Source organism: Micromonospora sp. NPDC003776 (assembly GCF_053605645.1).
Map to the genome: position 1 here is coordinate 1 of NZ_JBSGJR010000120.1, position 13,818 is coordinate 13,818.

At 71.0% G+C, this 13,818-nt stretch carries 12 protein-coding genes, 1 tRNA gene and 1 pseudogene; 12 read left to right on the top strand and 2 right to left on the bottom strand.

Annotation, left to right across the window (positions count from 1 at the left end):
- Positions 1 to 44: 44 nt before the first annotated feature.
- Positions 45 to 419, bottom strand: coding sequence for a TM2 domain-containing protein (locus ACWEVO_RS13085; protein ID WP_452307756.1), 375 nt, complete (start codon positions 417 to 419; stop codon positions 45 to 47).
- A gap of 171 nt (positions 420 to 590) precedes the next feature.
- On the opposite strand from ACWEVO_RS13085, the gene ald reads away from it, so the two are divergent.
- The 9 genes from ald (at position 591) to ACWEVO_RS13130 (ending at position 9,398) form a co-directional block, all read left to right on the top strand.
- Positions 591 to 1,706 carry an alanine dehydrogenase gene (gene ald / locus ACWEVO_RS13090; protein WP_452307757.1) on the top strand — a complete coding sequence of 372 codons (1,116 nt, stop codon included), beginning with the start codon at positions 591 to 593 and terminating at the stop codon, positions 1,704 to 1,706.
- A complete protein-coding gene (locus tag ACWEVO_RS13095; protein ID WP_452307765.1) occupies positions 1,703 to 2,701 on the top strand; it encodes a site-specific tyrosine recombinase XerD in 999 nt (332 codons plus the stop codon). Before ald ends, ACWEVO_RS13095 begins: the two co-directional genes overlap by 4 nt.
- Before the next feature lie 182 nt (positions 2,702 to 2,883).
- Positions 2,884 to 3,807, top strand: a complete 924-nt coding sequence (locus ACWEVO_RS13100) for a ParA family protein (RefSeq protein WP_452307758.1) — start codon at positions 2,884 to 2,886, stop codon at positions 3,805 to 3,807.
- Positions 3,808 to 3,848: 41 nt separating this feature from the next.
- Positions 3,849 to 4,904 (top strand): segregation and condensation protein A, encoded by a 1,056-nt coding sequence (locus ACWEVO_RS13105; RefSeq protein ID WP_452307759.1) that lies wholly within the window; start codon positions 3,849 to 3,851, stop codon positions 4,902 to 4,904.
- Between the two features lie 368 nt (positions 4,905 to 5,272).
- A complete protein-coding gene (gene scpB / locus ACWEVO_RS13110) occupies positions 5,273 to 6,115 on the top strand; it encodes an SMC-Scp complex subunit ScpB (protein ID WP_452307766.1) in 843 nt (280 codons plus the stop codon).
- Entirely contained in the window at positions 6,102 to 6,872 is a 771-nt protein-coding gene (locus tag ACWEVO_RS13115; RefSeq protein ID WP_452307760.1) for a pseudouridine synthase, read from the top strand. Before scpB ends, ACWEVO_RS13115 begins: the two co-directional genes overlap by 14 nt.
- 192 nt (positions 6,873 to 7,064) lie before the next feature.
- Entirely contained in the window at positions 7,065 to 7,745 is a 681-nt protein-coding gene (gene cmk / locus ACWEVO_RS13120) for a (d)CMP kinase (protein WP_452307761.1), read from the top strand.
- On the top strand, positions 7,742 to 9,145 hold the full coding sequence (gene der, locus ACWEVO_RS13125; protein WP_452307762.1) for a ribosome biogenesis GTPase Der: 1,404 nt from the start codon (positions 7,742 to 7,744) through the stop codon (positions 9,143 to 9,145). Before cmk ends, der begins: the two co-directional genes overlap by 4 nt.
- 179 nt (positions 9,146 to 9,324) lie before the next feature.
- Positions 9,325 to 9,398: transfer RNA gene (locus ACWEVO_RS13130), tRNA-Pro, on the top strand.
- 73 nt (positions 9,399 to 9,471) lie between these two features.
- Here the strand turns inward: ACWEVO_RS13130 and ACWEVO_RS13135 are convergent.
- Positions 9,472 to 9,896 (bottom strand): annotated as a pseudogene (locus ACWEVO_RS13135) (tyrosine-type recombinase/integrase); the annotation flags it as partial.
- A 123-nt stretch (positions 9,897 to 10,019) separates the two neighbouring features.
- Here ACWEVO_RS13135 and ACWEVO_RS13140 point away from each other — a divergent pair.
- The 3 genes from ACWEVO_RS13140 (at position 10,020) to ACWEVO_RS13150 (ending at position 13,559) form a co-directional block, all read left to right on the top strand.
- A complete protein-coding gene (locus tag ACWEVO_RS13140; protein WP_452307767.1) occupies positions 10,020 to 10,334 on the top strand; it encodes a hypothetical protein in 315 nt (104 codons plus the stop codon).
- A 37-nt stretch (positions 10,335 to 10,371) separates the two neighbouring features.
- The gene (locus ACWEVO_RS13145; RefSeq protein WP_452307763.1) at positions 10,372 to 10,506 is read left to right on the top strand and encodes a hypothetical protein; all 135 of its coding nucleotides are present in this window, start codon (positions 10,372 to 10,374) and stop codon (positions 10,504 to 10,506) included.
- A 113-nt stretch (positions 10,507 to 10,619) separates the two neighbouring features.
- Positions 10,620 to 13,559: a M20/M25/M40 family metallo-hydrolase gene (locus ACWEVO_RS13150; protein WP_452307764.1), complete on the top strand. Its 2,940-nt coding sequence runs from the start codon at positions 10,620 to 10,622 to the stop codon at positions 13,557 to 13,559.
- Positions 13,560 to 13,818: the final 259 nt, after the last annotated feature.

Below are 13,818 nucleotides of genomic sequence, written 5' to 3' on the forward strand. Positions count from 1 at the left end.
GCGCGGTGCTGAGCACCGCGCGGCCCCTTCCGTGTGTCGGGCGCTCAGTCGCGCAGCGGGCGCCCCTGGCCGTCGACGCCACCGTTGACCAGGATCAGGATGCCGTCGATCAGACCCCAGATGCCGCCGAGACCGCAGGTCACGATGGTCACCACGAGCTGGATCACGCCGGTCTTGGTGTCGCCCATGTAGAACCGGCCGACGCCGAAGCCGCCGAGAAGGATCTGCAGGATGCCCGCGACGATCTTGCTCTTGTCGGAGACGCCCTGCGGGTACTGCGAGTACGGAGGAGTGGTCATGAGCGGACACCTTAGTGATCCACTGCCGTCCTGTCCGCACCGCCGCCCCGACGGTGGGACGATATTTACCGAACATTGTCCTGACGGCTGAGGCGGTCTCCACCGCCCAGCCCGGTCCATGCCTGACACATCGTCAGCACGACCGGGCACCGGATGTCACTGTGCTGGCCTCCGGGTAGTTCCCACGCGCCTAGACTGCCGCCGGCGGGACCGGTGGACCGCGTCGGCAATGGGGCCGCCGTGGCACCGAGCAGTCGGGGGTGAGCTGCCCCGAAGGAAGGTGTCTGCATCGTGAAGGTCGGAATCCCCCGCGAGGTCAAGAACCACGAGTACCGCGTGGCCATCACCCCCGCGGGCGTCAACGAGTTCACCCGCCACGGCCACGAGGTCTTCGTCGAATCCGGCGCGGGCGTCGGTTCCAGCATCAGCGACGACGAGTTCGCCGCCGCCGGCGCGAAGATCCTCGGCAGCGCCGACGAGGTCTGGGACGCCGCCGAGCTGGTGCTCAAGGTCAAGGAGCCGATCGCCGAGGAGTACCACCGGATGCGCGAGGGGCAGGTGCTCTTCACCTACCTGCACCTGGCCGCCTCCAAGGAGTGCACCGACGCGCTGGTCGACCGCAAGGTCACCGGCATCGCGTACGAGACCGTCGAGCTGCCCGACCGCTCCCTGCCGCTGCTCGCCCCGATGTCCGAGGTGGCCGGCCGGCTCGCCCCGCAGGTGGGCGCCTTCTACATGATGCGTACCGGCGGCGGCCGGGGCGTGCTGCCCGGCGGCGTCTCCGGCGTGTACGCGGCCAAGACCGTGGTCATCGGCGCCGGCGTGTCCGGCATGAACGCCGCCGCCATCGCCCTGGGCCTGCAGTCCGAGGTGCTGCTGCTGGACAAGAACGTGGCCCGGCTGCGCCAGGCCGACGCCATCTACCGGGGCCACCTGCAGACCGTGGCCTCCAACGCGTACGAGATCGAGCGGGCCGTGCTCGACGCCGACCTGGTCATCGGCGCGGTGCTGGTCCCCGGCGCGAAGGCCCCGAAGCTCATCTCCAACGAGCTGGTCTCCCGGATGAAGCCGGGCAGCGTGCTCGTCGACATCGCCATCGACCAGGGCGGCTGCTTCGAGGACTCGCGTCCCACCACGCACGCTGACCCGGTCTACAAGGTGCACGAGTCGATCTTCTACTGCGTGGCGAACATGCCCGGCGCGGTGCCGAACACCAGCACCCACGCGCTGACCAACGTCACCCTCCCGTACGCCCTGGAGCTGGCCAACCAGGGCTGGCGGCAGGCGCTGCGCAACGACCCGGCCCTCGCGCTGGGCCTGAACACCCACGCCGGCCAGGTCGTCTACGGCCCGGTCGCCGAGGCGCACGGCATGGACGTGCTGCCGCTGGCCGAGGTGCTGGCCTGACCGCAGCCACGGAACGGGTCGGGGCCGGTGCGGGTGTGGAACCCGCGCCGGCCCTGCGCCGTGCCGTCCGCGGCTACCTCGACCACCTGACCGTCGAGCGTGGACTCGCCGCGAACACCCTCGCCTCGTACCGCCGGGACCTGGACCGCTACCTGGTCACCCTGGCCGCCGCCGGGGTGACCGACCTGGCCGCCGTCGGCGCCGCCGAGATCGAGCGGCACCTTGCCCGGCTGCGCGCCGGCGACGCCGACCACCCGCCGCTCGCGGTCTCCTCCGCCGCGCGGGCCGCCAGCGCCGTGCGCGGCCTGCACCGGTTCGCGGTGCGCGAGGGGCTGGCCGGCGCCGACCCCGCCCGGGACGTCCGCCCGCCCACCCCGGCCCGCCGGCTGCCCCGGGCGCTCCCCGTCGAGGACGTGCTCCGGCTGCTGGAGACCGCCGGCCCGGTCACCGCCACCGGCGACGCGGCGCCCCGCGCGCTGCGCGACCGGGCGCTGCTGGAGTTCCTCTACGGCACCGGCGCGCGCATCTCCGAGGCGGTCGGCGCCGCCGTGGACGACCTGGACCTCGACGAGGGCGCGGTGCTGCTGCGCGGCAAGGGCGGGAAGACCCGGCTGGTCCCGATCGGCGGGTACGCCGTCGAAGCGGTACGCGCCTGGCTGGTCCGCGGCCGCCCGGCGCTGCTCGCCGCCGGCCGGGGCACCCCGGCGGTCTTCGTCAACGCCCGGGGCGGTCCGCTGACCCGGCAGGGCGCCTGGGCGGTGCTGCGCGGCGCGGCCGAGCGGGCCGGCCTGCCGGTCACCGGCCCCGACGCGGTCTCCCCGCACACCCTGCGCCACTCGTACGCCACCCACCTGCTCGACGGCGGCGCCGACGTGCGGGTGGTGCAGGAACTGCTCGGCCACGCCTCGGTCACCACCACCCAGGTGTACACATTGGTCACCGTGGAACGGCTGCGCGAGGTGTACGCGACCGCCCACCCGCGAGCCCGCGGCTGACCACCCCGGACCCGGGGACGCCCGACACGCCGACCCGGTACCGAACGCGCTGCTGGCGCGTGGCGTACAGTCGGCATCGGCGCGGACCTCCAGGGGCGACGGACCGGAGGTGCGCAACGGCGCCGCGAGGGACGTCGGACGGCTCCGACGCCGGGTGGTCGTCGGGAGGGGGCAACGAGGACATGGCAGGCAACGAGGACCGTGCCGAGACCTGGACGTCGGAGCTCCGTGAGCAGCAGGCGACGCTCGGCGCCGACCTCGGCCCGGCCGACCCGGCCGCCTACACCATGCGCAAGCCGATCCCCGAGCCCATGCCGACCGACCGGCACGGTCCGGCCCGGATCATCGCGATGGCCAACCAGAAGGGTGGCGTCGGCAAGACCACGACCACCATCAACCTGGGCGCCGCGCTCGCCGAGTACGGCCGCAAGGTGCTGCTGGTCGACTTCGACCCGCAGGGCGCCCTCTCCGTCGGCCTCGGCGTCAACCCGCACAACCTCGACCTGTCGGTCTACAACCTGCTCATGCAGGACGACGTCACCGCCGAGGACGTCCTGATCAAGACCGACGTGGCCGGGCTGCACCTGCTGCCGGCCAACATCGACCTCTCCGCCGCCGAGATCCAGCTGGTCAACGAGGTCGCCCGCGAGATGGCCCTCGCCCGGGTGCTCCGGACCATCCGCAAGGAGTACGACTTCATCCTGATCGACTGCCAGCCCTCGCTGGGCCTGCTGGCGATCAACGCGCTGACCGTGGCGCACGGCGTGCTCATCCCGCTGGAGTGCGAGTTCTTCAGCCTGCGCGGGGTCGCGCTGCTGCTGGACACCATCGACAAGGTGCGCGAGCGGCTCAACTTCGACCTGGAGCTCGAGGGCATCCTCGCCACCATGTACGACTCCCGCACCACGCACTGCCGCCAGGTGCTGCAGCGGGTGGTGGAGGCGTTCGGCGACAAGGTCTACCAGACGGTGATCACCAAGACGGTGAAGTTCCCCGAGTCGACCGTGGCCGGCGCGCCGATCACCACCCTCGACCCGGCCTCCTCCGGCGCGCGCAACTACCGGCAGCTGGCCCGCGAGGTCATCGCCGCCCAGGCCGACCGGTAGGCCCGACACCGGGAGTGCGGGCCGTGGACTACGGTTTGCCGGTGACCGCACCGCCCCTCGACCCGCCCGCGCCGCACGGCGCGAGCGACCCCGTGGCCGCCGCCGAACTGGCCGCCGAGGTCGACGCCGTGGTGCCCGCCGACCCGGCCACCGTCGAGGAGGCCAGCGGTTTCACCGTCCGGCTGGACAACTTCACCGGCCCGTTCGACTTGCTGCTGCAGCTGATCAGCAAGCACAAGCTCGACGTGACCGAGGTGGCCCTGCACAAGGTCACCGACGAGTTCATCGCGTACATCCGGGCCATGGGCGACCAGTGGGACCTGGACGAGACCAGCGAGTTCCTGCTGATCGCCGCCACCCTGCTCGACCTCAAGGCGGCCCGGCTGCTGCCGTCGGCCGAGGTGGAGGACGAGGAGGACCTGGCCCTGCTGGAGGCGCGGGACCTGCTCTTCGCCCGGCTGCTCCAGTACAAGGCGTACAAGGAGGCGGCGGCGCACCTGGCCGAGCTGGAGTCGGTCGGCGGCCGCCGCTACCCACGCGCGGTCACCCTCGAACCCCGGTACGCGGAGGCCCTGCCCGACCTGGTGCTCGGGATCGGCCCGCAGCGGCTGCTCAAGCTCGCGCTGAAGGCGATGACCCCGAAGCCGGTGCCCGAGGTGTCGATCGCCCACGTGCACATGGTCCGGGTCAGCGTCCGGGAGCACGCCGAGATCATCACCGCCCGGCTGCGTCGGGCCGGCACCGCCACCTTCTCGCTGCTCTGCGCCGACTGCGAGATCACCCTGGAGGTGGTGGCCCGGTTCCTCGCCCTGCTCGAGCTCTACCGGCAGGGTCTGGTCGCCTTCGTCCAGGAGCAGGCCCTGGAGGAGCTGACCGTCCGGTGGACCGGCCCGGCCGAGGGCGACACCGAGCTGACCATCGACGAGTACGCCGGCTCCCCGGAACCGCCCGCCGACACCCCGCCCGCCGCGGCGGCTGGCGCCCCGCCCGCCTCGTTAGGAGGGGCCCCTTCACCCGCATCAGGCGTTGACAAGGGGCCCTTCCTTGCACCTTCGGCCGCCACGGCGGCCGACGAGCCCGCACCGACGCAGGAGTGACCCCGATGAGCGACGAGGAGCGCCGCGACTCCCTGGCCGACCAGGCCGCCGCCTGGATCCCCCCGTGGGAGCGCCCCGCCCCGCCCAAGCCCCGCGCCGACGCCGAGCCCCCTGCCGACGAGCCTCCTGCCGGCGCCGAGCCCCCTGCCGACGAGCCCCCTGCCGGCGAGCCCTCTGCCGCCGCCGAGCCCCCTGCGGAGGCTCCCTCCGCTGACGTGGCGCCGGAACCCGCCGCGGATCTTGGAAGGAAGTGGCCCCTGGAGGGGTCGGATTCTTCCAAGATCTCCGCGGAGACCCTCAGGACGGGCGAGGCACCGTCGGGGATCGGGGAGGGCGGTGGGCTGTCCGGGGCGACCCTGGGCGGGGATGTGGCGGCCGAGCTGGCCGGTGCGCCGGAGTCGACGGGTGCGGCAGCTGCACCGGAGCCGACAGCTGTAGCGGAGCCGACGGGCGCAGCGGAGCGGACCGGTGCCACCGAATTGACCGGCGCGGCGGAGTCGACCGCTGAGGCCGAGTCGACGGGTGCCGTGGAGCCGACCGGGGCCGTGGAGCCGAGCGGCGTCTCGGGGCCGCGGGGCGCGGCGGGGGAGAGCGGTGCGGGCGGCGTACCGGAGAAGCGGGGTCGGCGGCGGGTGGCGCCCGCGTCGGAGCCCGCGCCCGAGCTGGACGACGCCGAGCTGCGCGGCGCGCTGGAGGCGATCCTGCTGGTGGTGGACCAGCCGGTCAGCGAGCTGGTGCTGGCCGAGGTCCTGGAACAGGCCCCGGAGCGGGTCGGTGCGATGCTCGACGAGATCGCGGCCGGGTACACCACCGCCGGGCACGGCTTCGAGCTGCGCCGGGCGGCGGGTGGCTGGCGTCTCTACACCCGCCCGGAATACGCCAGCTATGTCGAGCGGTTCGTGTTGGACGGGCAGTCGGTACGGCTGACCCAGGCCGCGCTGGAGACCCTGGCCGTGATCGCCTACAAGCAGCCGGTGACCCGGTCGCGGATCTCGGCCATCCGGGGTGTCAACTGCGACGGGGTGATCCGTACCCTGGTCGGTCGCGGCCTGGTCGAGGAGTGCGGCACCGAAGCGGACAGCGGGGCGTTCCTCTACCGGACCACCACCATGTTCCTGGAGAAGCTGGGGCTGAACTCGGTGGACGACCTGCCGCCCCTGGCCCCCTTCCTGCCCGACGACGTAGAAGAGCTTGCCGATGCGACGCGATGACCGTGCCCCTAAGCCCGACGCCCCCGTGTACGAGGGCGCCGAGCGCCTGCAGAAGGTGCTCGCCGCCGCCGGGGTGGGATCGCGGCGCGCCTGCGAGGACCTGATCTTCCGACGCCGGGTCACCGTCAACGGCCGGGTGGCCCAACTCGGCGACAAGGCCGACCCGGCGCGCGACGTGATCCACGTCGATGGTGAGCGGTTGCAGGCCGACGTCCGGCTGGTCTACGTGGCGATGAACAAGCCGCGCGGGGTCGTCACCACCATGGCCGACGAGAAGGGCCGCACCGAGCTCGCCGACTTCATCGGCGCGCGGCTGGAGCAGCGGGTCTACCACGTCGGGCGGCTCGACGCCGACAGCGAGGGCCTGCTGCTGCTCACCAACGACGGCACCCTCGCCCACAAGCTCATGCACCCGTCATACGAGGTACTCAAGACCTACCTCGCCGAGGTGGCCGGGCCGATCCCGCGCAACCTGGGCAAGCGCCTGACGGCCGGCGTCGAGCTGGAGGACGGCCCGGTCAAGGTCGACTCGTTCAAGGTGGTGGACAGCCTGGGCAGAACCGCCCAGGTGGAGCTGACCCTGCACGAGGGGCGCAAGCACATCGTCCGGCGTCTGATGGCCGAGATGGGACACCCGGTGTCCCGGCTGATCCGTACCTCGATCGGGCCGATCAAGCTCGGCGACCTGCGCACCGGGCGGCTACGGCGGCTGACCAACGCGGAGGTCGCCGCCCTGTTCAAGGCGGTGGGTGACTGACCCCGCCCGGGTGGGTACGGGTCCCGGTAGGCTTCGACGCGGCCCGCGGGCCGGCGGGTGGCGCGGATCGCCCCCGGCGGCGTCGCGTGCGGCCGACCCGCGCGGTGCGGGCATGATTGATGACGATGGACAACCGCTCAACGGCACCGGAGACACCGGCGACCCGCGAGGTACGGGCTGAGGAGGACAACGGTGGAGGAAAACGTACCGGCCGGGCGCTGCGTGGTCGCTGTGGACGGGCCGTCCGGTTCGGGTAAGTCCACCGTCTCGCGCCGGCTCGCCGCCGGTCTCGCGGCCCGCTACCTGGACACCGGCGCCATGTACCGGGCGCTGACCTGGGCGGTGCTGCGCTCCGGTGTCGACCTCACCGACGCCGAGTCGGTGGCCAAGGTCGCCGGTGAGGCCGACCTGCGCATCGGCACCGACCCGCAGGGGTACGGCGTGACCGTTGACGGCGTCGACGTGGCGAAGGAGATCCGGGGTCCCGAGGTGACCGGCGCGGTCTCCGCGGTGGCCGCCGTGCCGGCCGTGCGTGAGCTGCTCGTCGCCCGGCAGCGGCAGATGATCGTCAACGCCGGCCGGATCGTGGTCGAGGGTCGCGACATCGGTTCCGTGGTGGCCCCCGACGCCGACCTGAAGGTCTACCTGACCGCCTCCGAGACGGCCCGCGCCCAGCGGCGCAGCGCCGAGGACGCCGCCGACGTGACCGCGACCGCCGCCGACCTGGCCCGCCGGGACAAGCTCGACTCGACCCGCAAGGTCAACCCGCTGCAGCAGGCTCCCGACGCGGTGGTGCTGGACACCACCGAGCTCGGCATCGACGAGGTTGTGGCCCGGCTGCGCGACCTGCTCACCGATCGGGGCGTGGCGTGATCGAGGACAGTGGCTGGGTCGAGCTGCGCGAGCCGGAGGTCGACTCCGGTGAGCCGAGCGGCCCACAGCCCGTGGTGGCCGTGGTCGGCCGCCCCAACGTGGGCAAGTCGACCCTGGTCAACCGGATCATCGGCCGCCGGCAGGCGGTCGTGGAGGACATCCCCGGGGTGACCCGCGACCGGGTCCCGTACGACGCGCAGTGGAACGGCCGGGCGTTCACCGTGGTGGACACCGGCGGTTGGGAGCCGGACGCGAAGGACCGGGCCGCGGCGATCGCCGCGCAGGCCGAGGCGGCCGTCGTCACGGCCGACGTGGTGCTCTTCGTGGTCGACGCGATGGTCGGCTCCACCGACGTGGACGAGGCCGCGGTGAAGATGCTGCGGCGCAGCGCCAAGCCGGTGATCCTGGTCGCGAACAAGGCCGACAACAACACGATCGAGATGGAGGCGACCTCACTCTGGTCGCTCGGTCTCGGCGAGCCGTTCCCGGTCTCCGCCCTGCACGGCCGCGGCTCCGGCGACCTGCTCGACGCCATCATGGCCGCGCTGCCCGAGGCCCCGAAGATCGTCGAGAACCGGCCGCGCGGCCCGCGCCGGGTCGCCCTGGTCGGCCGCCCGAACGTCGGCAAGTCCAGCCTGCTCAACCGGTTCTCCGGCGAGGAGCGGGCGGTGGTCGACTCGGTCGCCGGCACCACCGTCGACCCGGTCGACAGCCTGGTGGAGATCGGCGGCGAGACCTGGCAGCTGGTGGACACCGCCGGCCTGCGCAAGCGGGTCGGCAAGGCCAGCGGCACCGAGTACTACGCCAGCCTGCGGACCGCGTCGGCGATCGAGGCGGCCGAGGTGGCCGTGGTGCTGCTCGACGCCAGCGAGGTGATCAGCGAGCAGGACCAGCGGATCCTCACCATGGTGGTGGAGGCGGGCCGCGCCCTGGTCATCGCCTTCAACAAGTGGGACCTGGTCGACGGCGATCGCCGCTACTACCTGGACAAGGAGATCGACCGGGAGCTGCGCCGCATCCCGTGGGCGATCCGGCTCAACCTCTCGGCCAAGACCGGCCGGGCGGTCGACAAGCTCGCCCCGGCGCTGCGCAAGGCCCTGGCAAGCTGGGAGACCCGGATCCCGACCGCCCAGCTCAACCAGTGGCTCACCGCCCTGGTCCAGGCCACCCCGCACCCGGTGCGCGGCGGTCGCGCGCCGCGCATCCTCTTCGCCACCCAGGCCGGGGTGGCGCCGCCGCGCTTCGTGCTCTTCACCACCGGTCCGCTGGACGCCGGCTACCAGCGCTTCGTCGAGCGCAAGCTCCGCGAGGAGTTCGGCTTCGAGGGCACCCCGATCGACATTTCGGTACGCGCCCGCAAGAAGCTCGGCCCCGGCGGCCGCGGCAAGGCCCACGGCTGACCCACCCTGCCCTCGTTCCGTGGCCGCCGGGATCCTTTCCGGCGGCCACGCCTTTCCTAGGATGCTCTAGAGGGAGTGGCGTCTCGGGCACGCCCGGCACGGGAGGGGCCTGTGCGCGCGGTGCGAAGATCCTGCGCTAAGCTGTACCGGCTGCCGCGGGGAACAGCGCGCGGGGGCATCGGGACGTGGCGCAGCTTGGTAGCGCACTTGACTGGGGGTCAAGGGGTCGTCGGTTCGAATCCGGCCGTCCCGACGCAACTTAGAGGGCACATCCATTTGATGGACGTGCCCTCTTGTCGTCGCTGGGTGTCTACCTGAGCGACTACCTCAGCGCCGATGATTCCGTCCCTGGCGACCGAGCTCAGGAGCATCGGCCGGAGTTGGTGCCGGTAGGTGCTCTCGGTGACGCTGCTCCGGCATGGCCGCAGAGGTCGGCGATCCGCTCGATGCGCATACCGCTGTCGGACAGCAGGGACACGAAGCCGTGCCGCAGCTCGCGACGGGTCCAGACGCGCCGGTCAACGCCCACCATTGCGATGACCGGGCGGAAGGCCCGCCGCAGATTGTGCCGGTCGAGGGCGCTGCCGGCGGTGGAGGGAAGACGAGACGGTCGGTGGAAGGCTGACCGCGGCGCTCGCGGTGGGTGGCGACCGCAGTGGCACACCGCGGCAGGCAGGGCCAGGGTGCGGCGCGACTTCTCGATCTTGGTGGCTCCGTCGGCGCGGACCGCGCGCGGGACCTGGATGGACGGTGACTGCTCGACAAGGTGCAGGAGCCGGCATCCGCTGATCCGGATGGCGCAATTTTGGCGCAGGGTGCGATTGTGTGGCGAGCGCCTGAGGCCGGAGTGGAGGGTCAGTTGGATAGCCCCGACATGCCCACGATTGCGGAGTCCTACAGATACCGCCTCTTTGTCAGGGGGATGCGGCTTGCTTTGCTTTTCCCGGTCACGGCCTTGTTGATGCTGCTGGTCCGCCTCGGAGTCGCAGAGAGCGTTCTTGTGCCGCTCGTGATGCTGCTCTTTGTCGCCATGACGCTGGGAATCATCGTGGGCTGGATCGGTGCGGTTCTCCTGGTGCGGGATACTTCTCGCTTTTCCGGCGCAGCGAGAGGCAACGTCGACCCCCGGAAGACCGGAGCACTCATCCGGCAGGCGACTCGGGATATCTGCAATCTCCGCAGGTGGTGACCACTCCTCGCCTGGGTGACGAGATGAGGGGTTGCTGATGGACGTACGGCAGACCACCCGGAAGGCGGGACACACCCTCAACGTCCGCGTCGCGGCCCTAGGCGGCAAGCTCGACGGCGCTGGCCTGGTGGAGACCGTACGCGGGGTGGGCCACCGGCTGCGGCCGAGCTGACGGCACCGGCCGATTCTCAGATCATCCTCAAGAAATGCCGCCCCGTCGGCCACTGGCGGCACGGCTGGCGTGTGCTGTCGCCAAAGTGTCATCCCCCCTGTTCTGGAGCCTCTATGAGAGACCGACGGACGACAGCCTTCTCCGTCCTGCTCGCCGCGACCCTCGCGGCGACCGTTGCGCCCACGTCCCACGCGTCCGCGGCCAGCCCCGGTGAGGAGCGCTTCCGGCCGAGCGTCACCTACGACCTGTCGGTGACCGACGCCGAGCGCGACGCGATCCACGCGGAAGTCGAGGCGTTGGCTGGACGTGTCAGCAGCGCGCGGGCGGGGGACGGCAGCTACGACCCGCTCAGTCTGGTCGGGGCGATGCTGGACGGGTCGAGCTACGACTCCATCTCCCGAGGCGGCACGGCCGCGACGGCGTATCCCTTCCCGGTCAGCAACACCGAAGCCAACCAGCACGAGTACGACCGCAAGGTCGCCAAGCTCGCCTGGGTGGTCAAGCTGGCCACCGACCTGGGTTTCCCGGTGGTCGTCCAACGCCAACCCGACAAGTACGTCTACGCGGAGATCGGTGACCCGGACGCCCCGGAGATGGTCATGGCGTTGAGCCACCTCGACTCGCCGACGGCTTCCGTTTCGGCGGCTCAGCTGGCGCGCTGGCGGGACGCCGATGGCAACCTGGGCACTCCTGGTGCGTACCACTCGCCCTATGTCCAGGACGGCTGGGTCTACGGGGCGGGCATCCAGGACGACAGCGGCCCGACGCTGGCGACGCTGCTCGCGGCCAAGGCGCTGCTCGAGGCGGGGTTGCCCCTCGACCGACGGATCCGCATCGTCATGGGGATCTACGAAGACGGCGGTCCCGGCACGCCCTCGACGACGAACACGGCCACCTTCCAGTCCATCCCGTACAACTCGAACCCGAGCTTCTACGACAACTGGGCCTACAAGAACCTCAATCGGGAGGAGATCCCGATCGCGGCCTACACCTCCGACTCGCGGTTCCCGGTCATCGTCGGCAACTCCGGATCGGTGACCCCGTCGGTGTCGATGAGCTTGTCCGCGGACAGCACCAGGGCCTTCCGGCTGACGGCTGCCACCGCCGGTGTCACGCTGCGCGAAGGTGACCCGACGCTCAAGGACATCGCGTACGGCAGCACCACGCAGATCGCCTCGCGGGCCATTTTCACCCTCAACGTGGCCGGGGTCGGCGCCGCCGAGCGCGACCGGTTCGTGTCGGCGATCACCGCTGCCGCGACCACGAGGGGTTGGCTCCCGGCTGCTCCCCGCACCACGCCCAAGGTGCAGACCACGATCACCGGCGACGCGCTCACGCTGGAGATCAACACCGATGTGGCGATGGAGATGCCGACCCCGCAGTACGGCAAGAATGCCGTCGTGTGGGGGATGTTCCTCCTCTCCAAGGGGCTCGGCGAAGTGGGCATCACGGCCGCCGACATGCAACTGAAGAAGGCCGCCGACGGCATCACCGACCTGTTCTTCCGCGACGGGGTCGAAGGCGAGGCCTATATCGGCAAGTACATGGACATCCCGGCGAACCTGTTGCGCAACCCGAGCAACGGCACGCCGAACCTGACCTTCGCCCTCATGGGCGGCATCAATTCGGAGACCCCGACGAGCTTCTACACGGACGCCTCCGGCAGCCTCAGCATGCCGATGTACGTGCGCAGCATGCACGTCACCGCGGCCGACTCCGGCCAGGCGACGGCGGCGGTCACGGCCGCCTTCCAGGCGAAGGGGTTCACCATCGGCAACCTCGGCTCGCCCGTCGGCGCCGGGTTGTACGTCACGCACGACAACCCGCTGACGGCTCTCCAGTTCGGCAGCTACCAGGCCTCGATCGACCGCAACCCGGGGGAGTTCGCGGATCCGTACTCCCTCCGGGACGTGGTCTATCCGCAGGGCACGACCGGTGGCACCCTGGCCAGCAGCTTCCGCAACAAGATGACTGCCTTCGGCGCCGTCATCCCGGGTAACGAGCGCTGGTGGCACACGGCCAACGAGCGGATGAAGGTCGACTCGGCGGTGCAGATGACCAAGATCATGGCCGATGGCATGCTGGAGATGGCCCGGTACTCGGGGCCGGCCGGTGCCAAGTTCATGTGGGCGGACATGCCGGGGCTGAACGCCGACCGGGCGGACCTCGACCTGCTCGACGTCACGATCGGAACCTACAAGGACGCGTCGGCCGCGGTCGGCACGAGCCAGTTGGGCGGCCAGGCCCTGCTCGGTGCCACCTCGTTCAACATCCCGATGTGGAACGGGCGCGGCAACTCGACCCCGACGGCGTCGGCCTTCGAACTGGGACATGCCCCGGGAGGGGTCTACCTGCCGCTGACCGACCCCGAGTACCAGACCAGCACGTACGTGGCGCCGATGCGGCTGGAGTTCAAGGTGGAGCGCCCCGACTACATGTCGGACGCGGCCTGGGCGAAGTTCGTCGCCGGCGGCTACGGCGACTTCCAGTTCAACATTCTCGTCGGCGACAAGGTCGTGCCGCTGGCCGTCCCTGCGGGGCAGAGTACGGACAAGTACTTCTCCTCGCGCAGGTCGGCCAACAACCCCGACGCCATCTACCTGTCGGTCAACCTCGCGATCACCGATGCGCCGTACACCGGGGTGAAGGCCGTCGTCGCGGATTCCAAGACGGACCTGTACACGGTCAATCCGACGTACCTGGCCTCGAACCCGGATCCGTTCCCCGGGCGCGGGGCCGTCGAACAGCGGGGCTTCTTCCTGTTCGGTGATGGGCAGAAGAACGCGGAGTTCTCCTCACCCGACGCGGTCTACGTGACCGTCGCCAACGCGGTCATCGATGCGAAGCCGTCGGCGGTGGTGAAGAAGCTGACGGGCGACACGAACGAGTTGACCATCACGGTGAAGCAGACCCACATCGACGGCAGCGAGTCTCCGGTGACGGCCACGTTCACGATCGACAACAACGCCGCCGGCACTTACCCCGTCGGCGACTACAAGGTGTACGTCGACACGAAGGGCAACACCCAGGTGCGGTCGATCTCCATCGTGTGACCGTGTGCAGTCCAGCGCGCACCAGAGGGCATGAGCGGTGGCAGGATGCCTCGACTCGGGGTCGACGGCCGCCGGGGTGCGACGCACATTGACAACGGAGTGGAACCATTGCCGTCGGTGGTGGTTCCACTCCGTTGTGCGATTCTCGGCTCGGCTCGGCGTAGGCTCATTGGTGCACCCTTGTCTCACTCGAGCTGATGTTGGTTCGAGTGCACCGGTGACCGTCGGGCCATCGCCCCGCTCGCTCGACCTTCGAGGT

What these genes read in the sequence shown, in the direction of transcription:
- ACWEVO_RS13115 (WP_452307760.1), top strand. Translation starts at nt 6,102, where the DNA reads ATGCGACGCGATGACCGTGCCCCTAAGCCCGACGCCCCCGTGTACGAG.
- ACWEVO_RS13085 (WP_452307756.1), bottom strand. Translation starts at nt 419, where the DNA reads ATGGACCGGGCTGGGCGGTGGAGACCGCCTCAGCCGTCAGGACAATGT.
- ACWEVO_RS13150 (WP_452307764.1), top strand. Translation starts at nt 10,620, where the DNA reads ATGAGAGACCGACGGACGACAGCCTTCTCCGTCCTGCTCGCCGCGACC.
- ACWEVO_RS13145 (WP_452307763.1), top strand. Translation starts at nt 10,372, where the DNA reads ATGGACGTACGGCAGACCACCCGGAAGGCGGGACACACCCTCAACGTC.
- ACWEVO_RS13100 (WP_452307758.1), top strand. Translation starts at nt 2,884, where the DNA reads ATGGCAGGCAACGAGGACCGTGCCGAGACCTGGACGTCGGAGCTCCGT.
- ACWEVO_RS13140 (WP_452307767.1), top strand. Translation starts at nt 10,020, where the DNA reads ATGCCCACGATTGCGGAGTCCTACAGATACCGCCTCTTTGTCAGGGGG.